This is a genomic window from Stenotrophomonas sp., from assembly GCF_036662295.1.
Classification (GTDB): Bacteria; Pseudomonadota; Gammaproteobacteria; order Xanthomonadales; family Xanthomonadaceae; genus Stenotrophomonas.
The window spans coordinates 1-13826 of the sequence record NZ_JAVWXA010000103.1; the positions used below are offsets into that span (position 1 = coordinate 1).

Sequence of the window (13826 nt, forward strand, 5' to 3'; positions counted from 1 at the left end):
ACCTGATCACCCACGGCACCACCGAGCCGTACCGCATGTTCACCAGCCGCGCCGAGTACCGCCTGCAGCTGCGCGAAGACAATGCCGACGTGCGCCTGACCGCACTCGGCCGGGACATGGGCCTGGTCGACGAGCGCCGCTGGGCCGCCTTCCAGACCAAGCAGGCCGCGGTGGCCGCCGAATCGGCGCGCCTGCGCGCGCTCTGGGCCACCCCGGGCAACGCGCTGGGCCGCGAAGTGGAGGCCACGCTCGGCGTGGCGGTCAGCCGCGAAACCAACGTGCTGGACCTGATCAAGCGCCCCGAGCTGGACTACGCCACCTTGATGCAGGTGCCCTCGCTGGGCCCGGCGGTGGACGACCCCAAGGTGGCCGAGCAGGTGGAGATCGGGGTCAAGTACGCCGGCTACCTGGACCGCCAGCGCGATGAGATCGCCCGCCAGCAGCGCCACGAAAACACCGCCATCGCCAGCGACTTCGACTACGCCAGCGTGCGCGGGCTGTCGGCGGAGGTGCAGCAGAAGCTCGAACGCGTGCGCCCGCAGACCATCGGCCAGGCCCAGCGCATCCCCGGCATGACCCCGGCGGCGATCTCGCTGCTGCTGGTGCACCTGGAACGCGCCCGCCGCATGCGCGTGGCCTGACCCCGCGCCGGCCACCTGCCGGCGCCGCTTTCCCCGTCCACGCCATCACCCCACGACGCAGGACAACCGATATGGATATCCACCCGATCGCGCCGGACAAGCGCGCGGCCATCATGGCCGAGCTGGAGCGCATCGAACGCGACCACGAGGTGCGCGTGCTGATGGCCTGCGAGTCCGGCAGCCGTGGCTGGGGGTTCTCCTCGCCCGACAGTGACTACGACGCGCGCTTCATCTACGTGCACCGCGCCGCGTGGTACCTCAGCGTCAACGAACTCACCGGCCCCGGCCAGCCGCAGCGCGACGTGATCGAGCTGCCCATCGATGACGAACTGGATGTCAGCGGCTGGGACCTGCGCAAGGCACTGCGGCTGGTGTCCAAATCCAACCCGACCCTGTCCGAATGGCTGCGCTCGCCGATCGTGTACCGCCAGGACGACGCCGCGGTGGCCTCGCTGCTGGCGGCGGTGCAGGCGTTCCACTCGCCACTGGGCAGCTGGTGGCATTACTTCAACATGGCCACCTCCAACTTCCGCGGCTACCTGCGGGGTGAGCGGGTGCGCACCAAGAAGTACCTGTATGTCCTGCGCCCGCTGCTGGCCTGCCGCTGGATCGAGTGCGAGCCCACGCCGCCGCCGATGGCCTTCGAGCTTCTGCTCGACCGCCTGCTGCCCAGCGGCCCGGTGCGCGCGGCGATCGAACAGCTGCTGGTGGTCAAGCGCGCCAGCGCCGAGGTGGACGACGGCCCGCGCGTGGCGGCCATCAGCGATTACATCGAAGCCGAACTGGACGCGATGGGCCAGGCGGCCCCGGCCCTGGTGGCCGGCACCGGCGACGGCGCCGCACTGGATGCGCTGTTCCGTCAGATGCTGGCTGACCACGCGCCGAGGTAACGCGGGCCGCCGCCCGGCACCCCCGCGTTATCATCGGCGCATCGGGACGGCGCCGCCGGCGCCCACCCGCCCCTGCCTTGCCGGAGTCCTCGCATGTCCCCCATCCGCCCCTTCCTCGGCACGCTCCCGGTGATCGGCCAGCGCTGCTACATCGACCCGGCCTGCACCATCATCGGTGACGTGGAACTGGGCGATGACGTGTCGGTGTGGCCGGGCACGGTGATCCGCGGCGACGTCAACTACGTGCGCATCGGTGCACGCAGCAACATCCAGGACGGCACCATCATCCACGTCAGCCACCACAGCCCCTACAACCTGGAAGGCTTCCCCACGCTGATCGGCGAGGGCGTCACCGTGGGCCATGGCACCATCATCCATGCCTGCACCATCGGCGATTACAGCCTGATCGGGATGGGCGCGCGCATCCTCGATGGCGCCCGCGTGGCGCGCCATGGGTTCGTCGGCGCCGGCGCGGTGGTGGGCCCGGGCAAGGTGGTGGGCGAAGGCGAGCTGTGGGTGGGCAACCCGGCGCGGCTGATGCGTACCTTGACCGCCAAACAGATCGAATCGCTGCACTATTCGGCCGACCACTACGTGCGGCTCAAGGACAAGTACCTGGGTTGATCGGGGATCGGCGCTGGGCATCGGCGCGGCTGCACGGTAAAGTCCACAGCCGACCAGGAAGCAGTCGAGAACCGCATGCCCCCGTTGGCAGCAGACCGGAGAGGATTCCGGGCCCCTCTTTCCCGCCGCGTGCGCGCATGAGCGCGACGATGCTGGATACCTACCGTGAAGTGATCACGCCCGAAGGCGTGCCATTGCACCTGCCGGCCGCCGGCCCGGTGCCGCGTGCGCTGGCCTGGCTGGTCGACTTCATGGTCCGGATCGGCGCCCTGATGGTGCTGAGCATCCCGCTGGCCTTCCTGGGCGGCTTCGGCCAGGGCCTGTACCTGGCGCTGATGTTCCTGCTGATGTGGGCCTACACCATCGTGCAGGAAGCCCTCTGGGGGCGCACGCTGGGCAAGCGCGCGTTCGGCCTGCGCGTGGTGGCCCACGATGGCGCGCCGATCGGCTGGATGGCCGCGATCACCCGCAACCTGCTGCGCACCGTGGACATGCTGCCGTTCGGCTATGCGCTGGGGTTGCTGTCGAGCCTGTTCGATCCGCACGGGCGCCGCCTGGGCGACCTGGTGGCCGGCACCGTGGTGATCCATGACAGCGCCCCACCGCCGCCGGGCGCGCTGGCCATCGACAGCGTGCTGGCCCCGCCGCACCCGCTGCAGCCGGCCGAGCAGGCCGCCGTGGTGGCCTTCGCCGAACGCGCGCCGCGCCTGTCCGTGCCGCGCCAGCAGGAACTGGCCAGCCTGGTCGCCCCGCTCAGCGGCGGTGGCCAGGTGGGCGTGCTGCGCCTGTATGCCATGGCCAACTGGCTGTTGGGGCGCCGATGAGGCAGGAACAGTTCGTCGCCCGTTACCAGCACGAGTGGCAGGCGCTCGAGCGCTGGATGGCCCTGCGCGGGGACAGCGCACGCCGCGCGCGCCGCCAGGTGGCCGACGACGCCCTCAATGACGAGGACATCCCCCAGCATTACCGGCGCCTGTGCCAGCAGCTGGCACTGGCGCGCCGCCGCGGCTACAGCCCGCAGCTGGTGGCGCGCCTGCAGTTGCTGATGCAACAGGGCCATGGCCTGCTGTACCGCACCCCGCCGCCGCACTGGCAGCGCGCGCTGGCGTTCCTGTTCGCCGATTTCCCGCAGCTGGTGCGCAGCCAGGCGCGCAGCATGTGGACGGCCACCGCGCTGTTCGTGCTGCCGCTGGTGGGCAGCTTTGTGCTGGTGCAGTTCTACCCCGATTTCATCCACCTGATGATGGACAACGCCGAGATCGCGGCGATGGAGCGCATGTACGACCCGGCCTCCCCGCACCTGGGCCGCGACAGCGGCACCGACTGGATGATGTTCGGCCACTACATCATGAACAACATCAGCATCGGCCTGCGCACCTTTGCCAGCGGCCTGCTGGCCGGGGTCGGCACGGTGCTGGTGCTGCTGTTCAACGGGCTCACCATCGGCGCGGTGGCCGGCCACCTGCAGCACATCGGCCACGGCGGCCCGTTCTGGCAGTTCGTGGCCGGGCATGGGTCGTTCGAACTCACCGCCATCGTGATCGCCGGCGGCGCGGGCCTGCAGCTGGGCATGAAGCTGCTGGCACCGGGGCGGCGGCGGCGGATCGATGCGCTGGTGGAAGGCGGCGGCATCGGCGCGCGGCTGTGCCTGGGCGTGGCGGCGATGCTGCTGGTGGCTGCCTTCATCGAAGCCTTCTGGTCCTCCATCGCCGAAGTACCGGCGTGGGGCAAGTTCAGCGTGGCCGGCGTGTTGTGGGCGGTGGTCGCGCTGTGGCTGTGGCGCGGTGGCCGGGGCAGCAGCCATGCGCATTGACCAGCTGGATGTCGTGCTGCGCGCCCGCAGCGGCTGGGAGGCCGTGGAGCTGGGCACGGCGCTGGTGCGCCGGCATGCGCGCGCGATCTGGGTGCCGTGGCTGGTGTTGAGCCTGCCGGTGTTTGCCGTGGTCAACGCGCTGGCCTGGTGGGCCGACGCGTTCGGGCTGGCCTGGTTGCTGATGTGGTGGCTCAAGCCGTTGTTCGAACGCATTGCGTTGTATGTGATCTCGCGCGGGGTGTTCGGCGATGCGCCCACCCCGTGGCAGGCACTGCGCGCGCAGCGCCATTGGGGCTGGAGCGGCTTCTGGGGCTACCTGGGCTGGCGCCGGTTCAGCCCGCTGCGCTCGCTGCTGCTGCCGGTCAACCTGCTGGAAGGCAGCGACCCGGCCGTGCGCGGGGCGCGGCGGCGGGCGATGGCCGGCAGTGCGTTCGGCCATGCCCTGCTGCTCACCCTTACCTGCCAGATGTTCGAGGTGGTGCTGGTAGCCGGTGGCATCGCCACGGTGTTCCTGTTCATTCCCTACGAGCTGCTCTCCGATTCGTGGCGCGCGGCCTGGGCGATGGTCACCAGCGATACGCCGGCCTGGGCGCGATTCGGCGGCAACCTGGTGTACTGGCTGGCGGCCGGCCTGATCGGGCCGTTCTACGTGGGCGGTGGTTTTGGCCTGTACCTCAACCGGCGGACCGAGATGGAAGCGTGGGACGTGGAGATCGCCTTCCGCCGCCTGCGCGACCGCCTGCAGCAGGCCGCGCCACTGCTGGTGCTGGCCCTGGTGCTGGCGTGGCCCGGCGGCGTGCTGCACGCCCAGCAGGCCGCAGGCGAAGACCCCGTGTCCGCGCAGGCCGATGCGCAGGCCGACGCCGACCCGGCCGATGCGGCCGAGGGCAGCGACGAGGAGGCCGACGCGCCCGAACGCACCTGGGAGAACGATCCGGACAACCGCCCCGACGGCGTGTTCGGCACCGACAGCGTGGACACCGCCGGCTTCCGCCAGGCCGTGCAACGCGCTTACGAAGACCCGCTGCAGAGTCCCACGCGCAAGGTGAGCCGCTGGGAACCGTCGCGCAAGGATGCGCAGGACAAGGACAAAGAGAAGAAGGACGCCGACGCGGCAAAGCGCAAGCGCGATGCGCAGTCGCAAGGGCCGGTGCTGCCGGCGCAGATCGCCGAGTGGATCCTGTGGGGCCTGGTCGGGGTGCTGCTGCTGGCGCTGGTGGTGACCGCACCGCGCTGGGTGCGCTGGCTGCGCGGCAGCGGCAAGCCGCGCGCGGTGGCCGCCTCGGCGGTGGTGGAAGATGACATCACCCTGCCCGAGGAGGTGCCGCCGGACGCGGCCGCGCGCGCGCGCACGCTGTGGCAGCAGGGCCGCCCGCGCCAGGCGCTGGCGCTGCTGTACCGGGCCAGCGTGGAATCGATGAGCGAGCGTGCGCAGACCGCGTTGCCGCCCGGCGCCACCGAGGCGCAGTGCCTGCGCGTCTCCCGGCGCATGCCCGAGGAAGCCGACCGCCGCCTGTTCGCGCGCGTGGTCCGGGTCTGGCAGTACGCCGCCTATGCCGGGCGCCTGCCCGATGACGACGAGTTCGATGCGTTGGCCAGCACCCTGCAGCAGCAGTTCCGGTGGCGCGCATGAGCGTGCGCCTGCGCTGGCTGCTGGTGGTGCTGGGCGTGCTCGCCCTGGGCGTGCCGCTGACCATTGCCTTCCTGCGGACCCACGAGCGGGTGACCCGCACCGAACACCTGCCGCCGCAGGGCGAGGCCAGCTACAACCCGCTGTACGTGCTGGGCCAGGCGCTGCGCGCCGATGGCATCACCGTGCATTCGCGCCCGCGCGTGGACCTGGCCACGATGTCGCTGCAGCCCGGCGACACCCTGGTGCTCCTGCAGGACAGCGCAACCCTGCCGGCGCCGACCGCGCGTGCGCTGCTGGCCTGGGTGGCCCGCGGTGGGCACCTGGTGGTGCGCACGCCGCCGCCCAGCGAGGAGGCGCTGCTCGCCAACGGCCCGTTGCTGGAGGCGCTGGGCGTGGACGCGGTGGACTACGGCAGCGCCTGCCAGCCGTTCCATGTGCGCGATGACCCCCACCACGTGGAGTTCTGCCGTGGCCGGCGCTTCTGGGCAGAGCCCCCCTCGGGCATGCGCGTGGCGCGCGAGTGGGGCGATGTCGACGAATACGGCGACGACGCCGGCCGGGTGTTCGTGCGCCTGCGCCACGGCCAGGGCAGCGTGGACGTGCTGGCCGACCTGGACTTCATGAAGGGCCTGGGCCGCCCCGCCGAGCTGGATACGTCCAATGCCGCGAAGGGCCAGTACGTGGATGGCCTGCACGACAAGGCCCACCGCGACCTGACCCGCTACGTGCTGGCCCCGCGGTATGGCCAGGGCAGCATGTGGCTGGTGTATGGCGCGCAGCCGCCCTCGTTGTGGAACCGGATCTTCTACCAGGGCTGGCCGGTATGGGCACCGTTGCTGCTGGCGCTGCTGGGCTGGCTGTGGCGGCGCGCGCAGCGCATCGGCAGCCTGCTGCCCTCCCCGGCGGTGGAGCGACGCTCGCTGCTGGAACACGTGCGCGCCAGCGGCGACCACCTGCTGCGCTATGGCAAGGCCCCGCTGCTGTACGACGCAGTGCGGCGCGCCTTCCTGGCCCGCCTGCGCCGCCGCGCACCCACCGCCGCCGCGCTGGCCGGCGAGGTGCAGGTGCAGGCCATCGCCACGCTGCTGCAATGGCCACATGGCCGCGTCCACACCGCCCTGACCGCTCCGGCCTCGCACGACCTGACCGGTCTGCGCGAGCGCATCCGCCTGCTGATCCAGATGAGAAACCTGCTATGACCGAGCCGACCCCGCCGCCGCTGTCCACTCCCGATCCCATCCCGGCCCCGGCGCCTGCCCCGGCCCCCGCCGTGGTGCCGGGCCCCAGCCTGGTCGACCGCGTGGAGGCGGTGCGCGAAGCGGTCGGCCGTGCCTTCATCGGCCAGCCGGAGGTGCTGGACCAGATCCTGATCGCGCTGCTGGCCGGCGGCCACGTGTTGATCGAAGGCGTGCCCGGGCTGGGCAAGACCCTGCTGGTGCGGGCACTGGCCCAGGCGCTGGAGCTGGACTACGGCCGCGTGCAGTTCACCCCGGACCTGATGCCCAGCGATGTCAGCGGCCACGCCGTGTACGACCCCAAGTCGGAGAGCTTCAAGATCCGCCGCGGCCCGGTCTTCACCAACCTGCTGCTGGCCGACGAGATCAACCGCGCCCCGGCCAAGACCCAGTCGGCGCTGCTGGAAGTGATGCAGGAAGGCCAGGTCACCATCGAAGGCAAGGCCTTCGCGCTGACCCCGCCGTTCCTGGCGCTGGCCACCCAGAACCCGGTCGAGCAGGAGGGCACCTATCCGCTGCCCGAAGCGCAGCTGGACCGCTTCCTGCTCAAGGTGCTGATCGACTACCCGCAGCTGGAGGACGAGAAGCGCATGGTGGGTGCGATCACCACCGGCCGCAGCGCGTCGGACTTCGACCTGTCCCAGGTGCCGCGCGTGCTGACCGCCGCGCAGGTGGTGTCCCTGCAGCAGGCCACCGCCGCGATCGCGGTGGACCCGGAAGTGATCGACTACGCGGTGCGCATCGTGGCCGCCACCCGACGCTGGCCGGGCATCGCACTGGGCGCCGGTCCGCGCGGCAGCATCGCGCTGGTCCGCGCCGCGCGCGCGCAGGCGGTGCTGGCCGGGCGCGATTTCGTCACCCCCGATGACATCCGCGACATCGCCAAGCCGGCCCTGCGCCACCGCATCGCCCTGGCGGCGGAGCTGCAGATCGAGGGACAGAGTGCCGACGACGCGCTGGACGCGCTGCTGGCCAAGGTGGAAGCCCCGCGCAAATGAGCCGGTGGTGCACCGCGGATCGGGACGGGGCAGGCGCATGAGGCCGGCTCCGCTGCTGCTGGCGCTGATCGTGGCCTGGGGCCTGCTCGGGCTGCCGGTGGTGTTCGGGCTGTGGCCGCGCACGGTGTGGGCGGCCGCCGGCGTGGGGATCGCGCTGGTGGCGCTGCTGGACCTGCTGCGCTTGTGGCGGCAGCCCTCGCCCAGCCTCCACCGCGAACTGCCCGAAGCGCTGGCGCTCAACGTGGAGCGGCCGGTGACGCTGCGCCTGGAGTCCAGCCTGCGCCAGCGCGTGGACGTCTTCGACCTGGTGCCCGGCGAATGGACGCTGCAGGGCCTGCCGCGCCGGCTCACGCTCAAACCGCTGGTGGCCAGCAGTTTCCAGTACCGCCTCACGCCCACCGCGCGTGGCCGCTTCGAGTTCGAGGGCGTGCACCTGCGCGTCCACGCGCCGTGGCGGTTGTGGCAGCAGCGCCGCCAGCTGCCGCCGGCGCTGACGGTCCGCGTGTACCCCAACTTCGCCCCGCTCACCCGCTTTGCCTTGTTCAGTGCCGAACAGGCCTCGCGCCTGGTGGGCGCGCACCTCAAGCGCCGCCGCGGCGAAGGCACCGACTTCCACCAGATGCGCGAGTACCGGCTCGGTGACAGCCTGCGCCAGATCGACTGGAAGGCCACCTCGCGCGCGCGCAAGCTGATCTCGCGCGAGTACCAGGACGAGAAGAACCAGCAGCTGATGCTGATGATCGACACCGGCCGGCGGATGATGGCCAGCGAAGGCGGGCTGTCGCACTTCGACCACGTGCTCAATGCCGCGCTGGTGGTGGCTTACCTGGCGCTGCGCCAGGGCGATGGCGTGGGGCTGTTCGCCAGTGGCGGCGACAGCCGCTGGGTGGCACCGCAGCGCGGCATGGGCGCCATCGACGGGCTGCTGCGCGCCAGCTACGACCTGCAGGCGCGCCCGGTGGCCACCGATTACCTGGCCGCCGCCACCGAGCTGACCCTGCGCCAGCGGCGGCGCTCGCTGGTGATGCTGGTCACCAACGTGCGCGATGAGGACATCGAGGACCTGCTGGCGGCCATCCGGCTGCTGCAGCGCCAGCACCTGGTCTGCGTGGCCAGCCTGCGCGAGGGCGAACTCGACGACGCGCTGGCCGGCGAGGTGGACACCCTGCAGGACGCCACCCAGGCCGGCGCCATCGCCCGCTACCTGCAGCAGCGCAGCGATGCGCACGAGGCGTTGCGCAGCCATCGGGTGATGGTGCTGGACGTTACCGCCGATGCCCTGCCCGCCGCGCTGGTGGAGCGCTACCTGGCGGTCAAGCGCGACGGGTTGCTGTAGCCCACCCGTACCGACCAACGGTCGGTACCTACCGGACGGCGTTGGCCTTGGCGATCAGCCGGGCCGTGGCCTTCTGCAGCAGCACGCGGTTGCGGGCCAGTTTCATCCACTGCGGCAGACGCGAGAACATTGACCCATTGGCGATTCCGGTGCTCTCGCGCAGGGGCGCAGCAGCGTAGGCGTGCAGCGCCTGCAGATGCGCTGCGTTGTAGGCCCAGAGCACGCCGGCGGCCGTCTTCTCAACCAACAGCAGCGACAGGCCGAAATGCGGGTCGAGCGCTTCCGTGCCGCGGACCTGCACGACACTGACGGTGACATCGCTGCTGCGTCCACATTGGGCGCAGGTCGCCGCAAGGAATTTCACTGGCGGGCAGGCCACCTTGCGTCTCGCTTCGGCATAGACCCACTGATGGCCACAGTAGCCACAGGGACGCCGGCCGCTGTAACACGCCGGCCCCACCCAGTCGCCAGGCCCGCAGCAGCTGCAACCGCAGCCTCCGTTCAGCGCAACGCTGCAGTTCAGGCACCGGAAGCGGGCGGTTTTCTCCTGTCTGATCACCCATCCCGGCGACTGGCAGCGGTGGCAGCGTACCGCCACCCGGTCCGCGTACCGCCGCAGACCATGCCCATCATCCAGATGCCGGCCGGCCAACGGGCGGCCGCGCAGATCGCGACGGTACCTCATGGCCATCAGACGAAGATCCGCGTCGGCGCTTCGTCGATGATCGCGTGCGGCACGAACCGTGCGCTGTCGCGGGTGATCCGGCTGCTGTCTTCGCGGATGCCCATGCCGCAGGCCTGGTCGCCGATCACCCAGCTGCCGATCAGCGGGTAGCCGCCGTCGAACGCGGTGAGCGGGTGCGCGGCCTGGCGGATCGCCGGGCCGGTGTAGGGGCCCTCGCTTTCCTGCCAGCTGCCGTCGGCCAGGTGCATGGCCACGTTGGCGCCCTCGCGCGAGAACAGCGGCTTGCGCACCCAGCCACGCGGCAGCGCGCTGCCGTCATCGAACTCGGCCGCCAGCAGGTTGGGGTGGCCGCGATGGCGCGCCCACAGCAACGGCAGCACGCCCTTGTTGCTGAGGATCGCCTTCCACGCCGGCTCCAGCAGCTGCACGCCCGAGCCCGGCAAGGCCTGGCCGAACGACTCGGTCATCAGGTCTTCCAGCGGGTACAGCTTGAACAGGCTGCCGATCACCGTGTCATCCAGCGCGGTGAAGCGGCCATCCTCGGACAGGCCGATGTCTTCGATGGCGATGGCCTCGCCACGCAGGCCCGCCTGCGCCGCGCAATCGCGCAGGTAGGCAACCGTGCCCTGGTCTTCCACCGACTCGCCCACCGCGCTGAAGTACAGCGGCGGCGGCAACTGCGCCGACAGCTGCGCAAAGCGCTCCACCAGTGCCTCGTGGAGGGCGTTGAACTGGTCGGCGTGCGGCGGCAGGCGGTTCTGGTTGCGCTGGTCTTCCAGCCATTGCCACTGGAAGAAGGACGCCTCGAACAGCGAGGTCGGGGTGTCGTAATTCAGTTCGTACAGCTTGGCCGGGCCGGTGCCGTCGTAGGCGAAATCCAGGCGGCCATACAGGTGCGGCTCGCGGCGCCGCCAGCTGTCGGCGATCCAGTCGCGGAAGGCCGGCGGGATCGCCAGCTGCTCCATCAACTGCTGGCTGCCCACCACCTCATCGACCAGGTCCATCGCCATGGCGTGCAGCTCGGCGCTGGGGTCTTCGATGTCCTGTTCGATCTGGCGCAGGGTGAAGGCGTAATACGCACTCTCATCCCAGTACGGCAGGCCATCGATGGTGTGGAAGCGGAACCCGGATTCTTCTGCCCGGGCGCGCCACTGGCTGCGCTCGGCGATACGCACGCGTTGCATCGATCAACCGCCGTAGCTGCTGCGGCTGCTGCTGGTGTTGCCAAAACCGCCACGGCTGGCCGTCACCGCGCGGTTGGGGGTGCTGGTGACCGGGGCCAGGCCGGCCTTGCCGGCACCGATGCCGCTGGCGGTGTTCAGGCCGCCGCTGCCACCCGGGGCCGGGCGCGCCCAGCCGTTGGCCTTGTCCTGGTAGGCCGGGCTGGCCGCCGGAGCCTGCGTCAGGCCGGCGCCGCGGTTGCTGAGCATCTGCGACATGAAGAAGCCCATCATCATCGGGCCGATGAACGAGTGGCCGGTGGAGGTCTTCTGTTCCACGCACTGCTCGGCGCTGTAGTCGGCCTGGCAGGCCTCGCGCGAGGCGTACTTGGGGGCCGCGTCGGCCGACTGCTGCTGTGCCTGCGCAAAGGCGGTGCGGCAGGTGGACGGATCGCCGGTGGCCTCGGTACAGGCCTGCACCGAGGTGTACAGCCCTTCCCGCACCTGGACGGCTTCGTCCTTCTGGCAGGCGGTGAACAGCAGCGGTGCGGCGCTCATCAACAGCAGCGCGGTGGTCCTGGAACGTTTCATGGCGTCATGCCCCCTAGTGCGGTTATCCCCGCAATCATGCCTCATCGCCGCGAACAACCAAAACCGGCAAAGCCAAGAAGATGAACGGCATTTCAGCATTCGCCCCTGGCCTGCCGCCGGCAACGCGCGCGGGCAGGTGCAGGACCGCATCCGACGGGGCGCAGCGCAGACCCTCGCCCGCGGCCGCGCTTGGTTGCAAACGCAACCGGAATTTTTCGGCAGAATCGAGCTGAAACGCGCCCCCACGGCCCGCCAGATCCTGCCAGCCACCATGCCTGAATACCGCTCCCGCACCTCCACCGCCGGCCGCAACATGGCCGGCGCCCGCGCCCTGTGGCGCGCCACCGGCATGACCGATGGCGACTTCCACAAGCCGATCATCGCCATCGCCAACTCCTTCACCCAGTTCGTGCCCGGCCACGTGCACCTCAAGGACCTGGGCCAGCTGGTGGCGCGCGAGATCGAACAGGTGGGCGGGGTGGCCAAGGAGTTCAACACCATCGCGGTGGACGACGGCATCGCCATGGGCCACGACGGCATGCTGTATTCGCTGCCCAGCCGGGAGATCATCGCCGACTCGGTGGAGTACATGGTCAACGCGCACTGCGCCGACGCGCTGGTGTGCATCTCCAACTGCGACAAGATCACCCCCGGCATGCTGATGGCCGCGCTGCGCCTGAACATCCCGGTGGTGTTCGTCTCCGGCGGGCCGATGGAAGCGGGCAAGACCCGCCTGTCCGAGCACAAGCTGGACCTGGTGGATGCGATGGTGATCGCCGCCGATGAGAGCGCCAGCGACGAGAAGGTGGCCGAGTACGAGCGCAGTGCGTGTCCCACCTGCGGGTCGTGTTCGGGCATGTTCACCGCCAACTCGATGAACTGCCTGACCGAGGCGCTGGGGCTGTCGCTGCCGGGCAACGGCTCGACCCTGGCCACCCATGCCGACCGCGAGCAGCTGTTCCGCCGCGCCGGGCGCCTGGTGGTGGAGCTGTGCCACCGCTGGTATGGCGGCGAGGATGCCCGTGCGCTGCCGCGCGGCATCGCCACCCACGCCGCCTTCGAGAACGCGATGACCCTGGACATCGCCATGGGCGGGTCCACCAACACGATCCTGCACTTGCTGGCCGCCGCGCAGGAGGCCGAGGTGGACTTCGACCTGCATGCCATCGACGCGCTGTCGCGGCGCGTGCCGCAGCTGTGCAAGGTGGCGCCGAACACGCCCAAATACCACATGGAAGACGTGCACCGCGCCGGCGGCGTGTACGGCATCCTGGGCGAACTGGCGCGTGGCGGGTTGCTGCACACCGACGTGCCCACCGTGCACAGCCGCACGCTGGCCGAGGCGATCGCGCGCTGGGACGTGGCCGTGAGCGAGGAGGAAAAGGTGCACGATTTCTTCCGCGCCGGGCCGGCCGGCATTCCCACCCAGGTGGCCTTCAGCCAGGCCACGCGCTGGCCCACGCTGGACGTGGACCGCCGCGAGGGCTGCATCCGCAGCGTGGCGCACGCCTACTCGGCCGAGGGTGGGCTGGCGGTGCTGCGCGGCAACCTGGCGCTGGATGGCTGCGTGGTCAAGACCGCCGGCGTGGATGAATCCATCCACGTGTTCGAGGGCAACGCGCGCGTGTTCGAAAGCCAGGACGCGGCGGTGGCCGGCATTCTCGCCGACCAGGTGGTGGCCGGCGACGTGGTGGTGATCCGCTACGAAGGCCCGCGCGGCGGGCCGGGCATGCAGGAGATGCTGTACCCCACCAGTTACCTGAAATCCAAGGGTCTGGGCAAGCAGTGCGCGCTGCTCACCGATGGCCGTTTCTCCGGCGGCACCTCGGGCCTGTCGATCGGCCACGCCTCGCCGGAAGCGGCCGCGGGCGGCGTGATCGGGCTGGTGCGCGACGGCGACCGTATCCGCATCGACATTCCCGCACGCCGCATCGACCTGCTGGTGGATGACGCCACGCTGGCGGCACGCCGTGCCGAGCAGGACGCAGCCGGCTGGACGCCGCGCGAGGTGCGCCCGCGCAAGGTCACCGGCGCGTTGAAAGCGTACGCGCTGCTGGCCACCAGCGCGGACAAAGGCGCGGTACGCGATCTGTCCAAGCTGTAGGGGGAGCCGGCCAGCGGCCGGCACTACCGGTGGCCGCGCTGGCATGGCTCGCGGTGATCAACGCCCCTGTATCGCGGTAGTGCCGGCCGCTGGCCGGCTCTCCTCAACGCCGGCCC

General features: G+C 70.7%; 12 protein-coding genes and 1 pseudogene. 10 read left to right on the plus strand and 3 right to left on the minus strand.

Annotated elements, in window-relative coordinates; all coding sequences use genetic code 11:
• The 9 genes and pseudogenes from gidA to RSA25_RS16075 form a co-directional block, all read left to right on the plus strand.
• Window positions 1–641, plus strand: a pseudogene (gidA, locus tag RSA25_RS16035) (tRNA uridine-5-carboxymethylaminomethyl(34) synthesis enzyme MnmG); the annotation flags it as partial.
• A gap of 71 nt (window positions 642–712) precedes the next feature.
• Window positions 713–1531 carry a nucleotidyltransferase domain-containing protein gene (locus RSA25_RS16040; protein ID WP_332809839.1) on the plus strand — a complete coding sequence of 273 codons (819 nt, stop codon included), beginning with the start codon at window positions 713–715 and terminating at the stop codon, window positions 1529–1531.
• 93 nt (window positions 1532–1624) lie between these two features.
• Complete coding sequence (locus tag RSA25_RS16045) at window positions 1625–2155, plus strand: gamma carbonic anhydrase family protein (RefSeq protein WP_332809840.1); 531 nt, start codon at window positions 1625–1627, stop codon at window positions 2153–2155.
• Window positions 2156–2292: 137 nt separating this feature from the next.
• Window positions 2293–2979: an RDD family protein gene (locus RSA25_RS16050; RefSeq protein WP_332809841.1), complete on the plus strand. Its 687-nt coding sequence runs from the start codon at window positions 2293–2295 to the stop codon at window positions 2977–2979.
• Window positions 2976–3968, plus strand: coding sequence for a stage II sporulation protein M (locus tag RSA25_RS16055; protein WP_332809842.1), 993 nt, complete (start codon window positions 2976–2978; stop codon window positions 3966–3968). Before RSA25_RS16050 ends, RSA25_RS16055 begins: the two co-directional genes overlap by 4 nt.
• The gene (locus tag RSA25_RS16060; RefSeq protein ID WP_332809843.1) at window positions 3958–5601 is read left to right on the plus strand and encodes a DUF4129 domain-containing protein; all 1644 of its coding nucleotides are present in this window, start codon (window positions 3958–3960) and stop codon (window positions 5599–5601) included. Before RSA25_RS16055 ends, RSA25_RS16060 begins: the two co-directional genes overlap by 11 nt.
• The gene (locus RSA25_RS16065) at window positions 5598–6800 is read left to right on the plus strand and encodes a DUF4350 domain-containing protein (protein ID WP_332809844.1); all 1203 of its coding nucleotides are present in this window, start codon (window positions 5598–5600) and stop codon (window positions 6798–6800) included. Before RSA25_RS16060 ends, RSA25_RS16065 begins: the two co-directional genes overlap by 4 nt.
• Complete coding sequence (locus RSA25_RS16070; protein ID WP_332809845.1) at window positions 6797–7834, plus strand: MoxR family ATPase; 1038 nt, start codon at window positions 6797–6799, stop codon at window positions 7832–7834. Before RSA25_RS16065 ends, RSA25_RS16070 begins: the two co-directional genes overlap by 4 nt.
• A 37-nt stretch (window positions 7835–7871) precedes the next feature.
• The gene (locus tag RSA25_RS16075; protein ID WP_332809846.1) at window positions 7872–9170 is read left to right on the plus strand and encodes a DUF58 domain-containing protein; all 1299 of its coding nucleotides are present in this window, start codon (window positions 7872–7874) and stop codon (window positions 9168–9170) included.
• 28 nt (window positions 9171–9198) lie between these two features.
• Here RSA25_RS16075 and RSA25_RS16080 read toward each other — a convergent pair whose 3' ends face one another.
• The 3 genes from RSA25_RS16080 to RSA25_RS16090 form a co-directional block, all read right to left on the minus strand.
• Window positions 9199–9534, minus strand: a complete 336-nt coding sequence (locus tag RSA25_RS16080) for a hypothetical protein (protein ID WP_332809847.1) — start codon at window positions 9532–9534, stop codon at window positions 9199–9201.
• Window positions 9535–9860: 326 nt separating this feature from the next.
• Complete coding sequence (locus RSA25_RS16085) at window positions 9861–11039, minus strand: glutathionylspermidine synthase family protein (RefSeq protein WP_332809848.1); 1179 nt, start codon at window positions 11037–11039, stop codon at window positions 9861–9863.
• Window positions 11040–11042: 3 nt separating this feature from the next.
• Window positions 11043–11606: a DUF1190 domain-containing protein gene (locus RSA25_RS16090; RefSeq protein WP_332809849.1), complete on the minus strand. Its 564-nt coding sequence runs from the start codon at window positions 11604–11606 to the stop codon at window positions 11043–11045.
• Between the two features lie 271 nt (window positions 11607–11877).
• On the opposite strand from RSA25_RS16090, the gene ilvD reads away from it, so the two are divergent.
• Window positions 11878–13710 carry a dihydroxy-acid dehydratase gene (ilvD, locus tag RSA25_RS16095; RefSeq protein WP_332809850.1) on the plus strand — a complete coding sequence of 611 codons (1833 nt, stop codon included), beginning with the start codon at window positions 11878–11880 and terminating at the stop codon, window positions 13708–13710.
• Window positions 13711–13826 lie beyond the last annotated feature (116 nt).

Coding starts and splice junctions, on each gene's coding strand:
- ilvD (WP_332809850.1), top strand. CDS start 11,878: ATGCCTGAATACCGCTCCCGCACCTCCACCGCCGGCCGCAACATGGCC.
- RSA25_RS16050 (WP_332809841.1), top strand. CDS start 2,293: ATGAGCGCGACGATGCTGGATACCTACCGTGAAGTGATCACGCCCGAA.
- RSA25_RS16065 (WP_332809844.1), top strand. CDS start 5,598: ATGAGCGTGCGCCTGCGCTGGCTGCTGGTGGTGCTGGGCGTGCTCGCC.
- RSA25_RS16070 (WP_332809845.1), top strand. CDS start 6,797: ATGACCGAGCCGACCCCGCCGCCGCTGTCCACTCCCGATCCCATCCCG.
- RSA25_RS16085 (WP_332809848.1), bottom strand. CDS start 11,039: ATGCAACGCGTGCGTATCGCCGAGCGCAGCCAGTGGCGCGCCCGGGCA.
- RSA25_RS16045 (WP_332809840.1), top strand. CDS start 1,625: ATGTCCCCCATCCGCCCCTTCCTCGGCACGCTCCCGGTGATCGGCCAG.
- RSA25_RS16075 (WP_332809846.1), top strand. CDS start 7,872: ATGAGGCCGGCTCCGCTGCTGCTGGCGCTGATCGTGGCCTGGGGCCTG.
- RSA25_RS16090 (WP_332809849.1), bottom strand. CDS start 11,606: ATGAAACGTTCCAGGACCACCGCGCTGCTGTTGATGAGCGCCGCACCG.
- RSA25_RS16060 (WP_332809843.1), top strand. CDS start 3,958: ATGCGCATTGACCAGCTGGATGTCGTGCTGCGCGCCCGCAGCGGCTGG.
- RSA25_RS16055 (WP_332809842.1), top strand. CDS start 2,976: ATGAGGCAGGAACAGTTCGTCGCCCGTTACCAGCACGAGTGGCAGGCG.
- RSA25_RS16040 (WP_332809839.1), top strand. CDS start 713: ATGGATATCCACCCGATCGCGCCGGACAAGCGCGCGGCCATCATGGCC.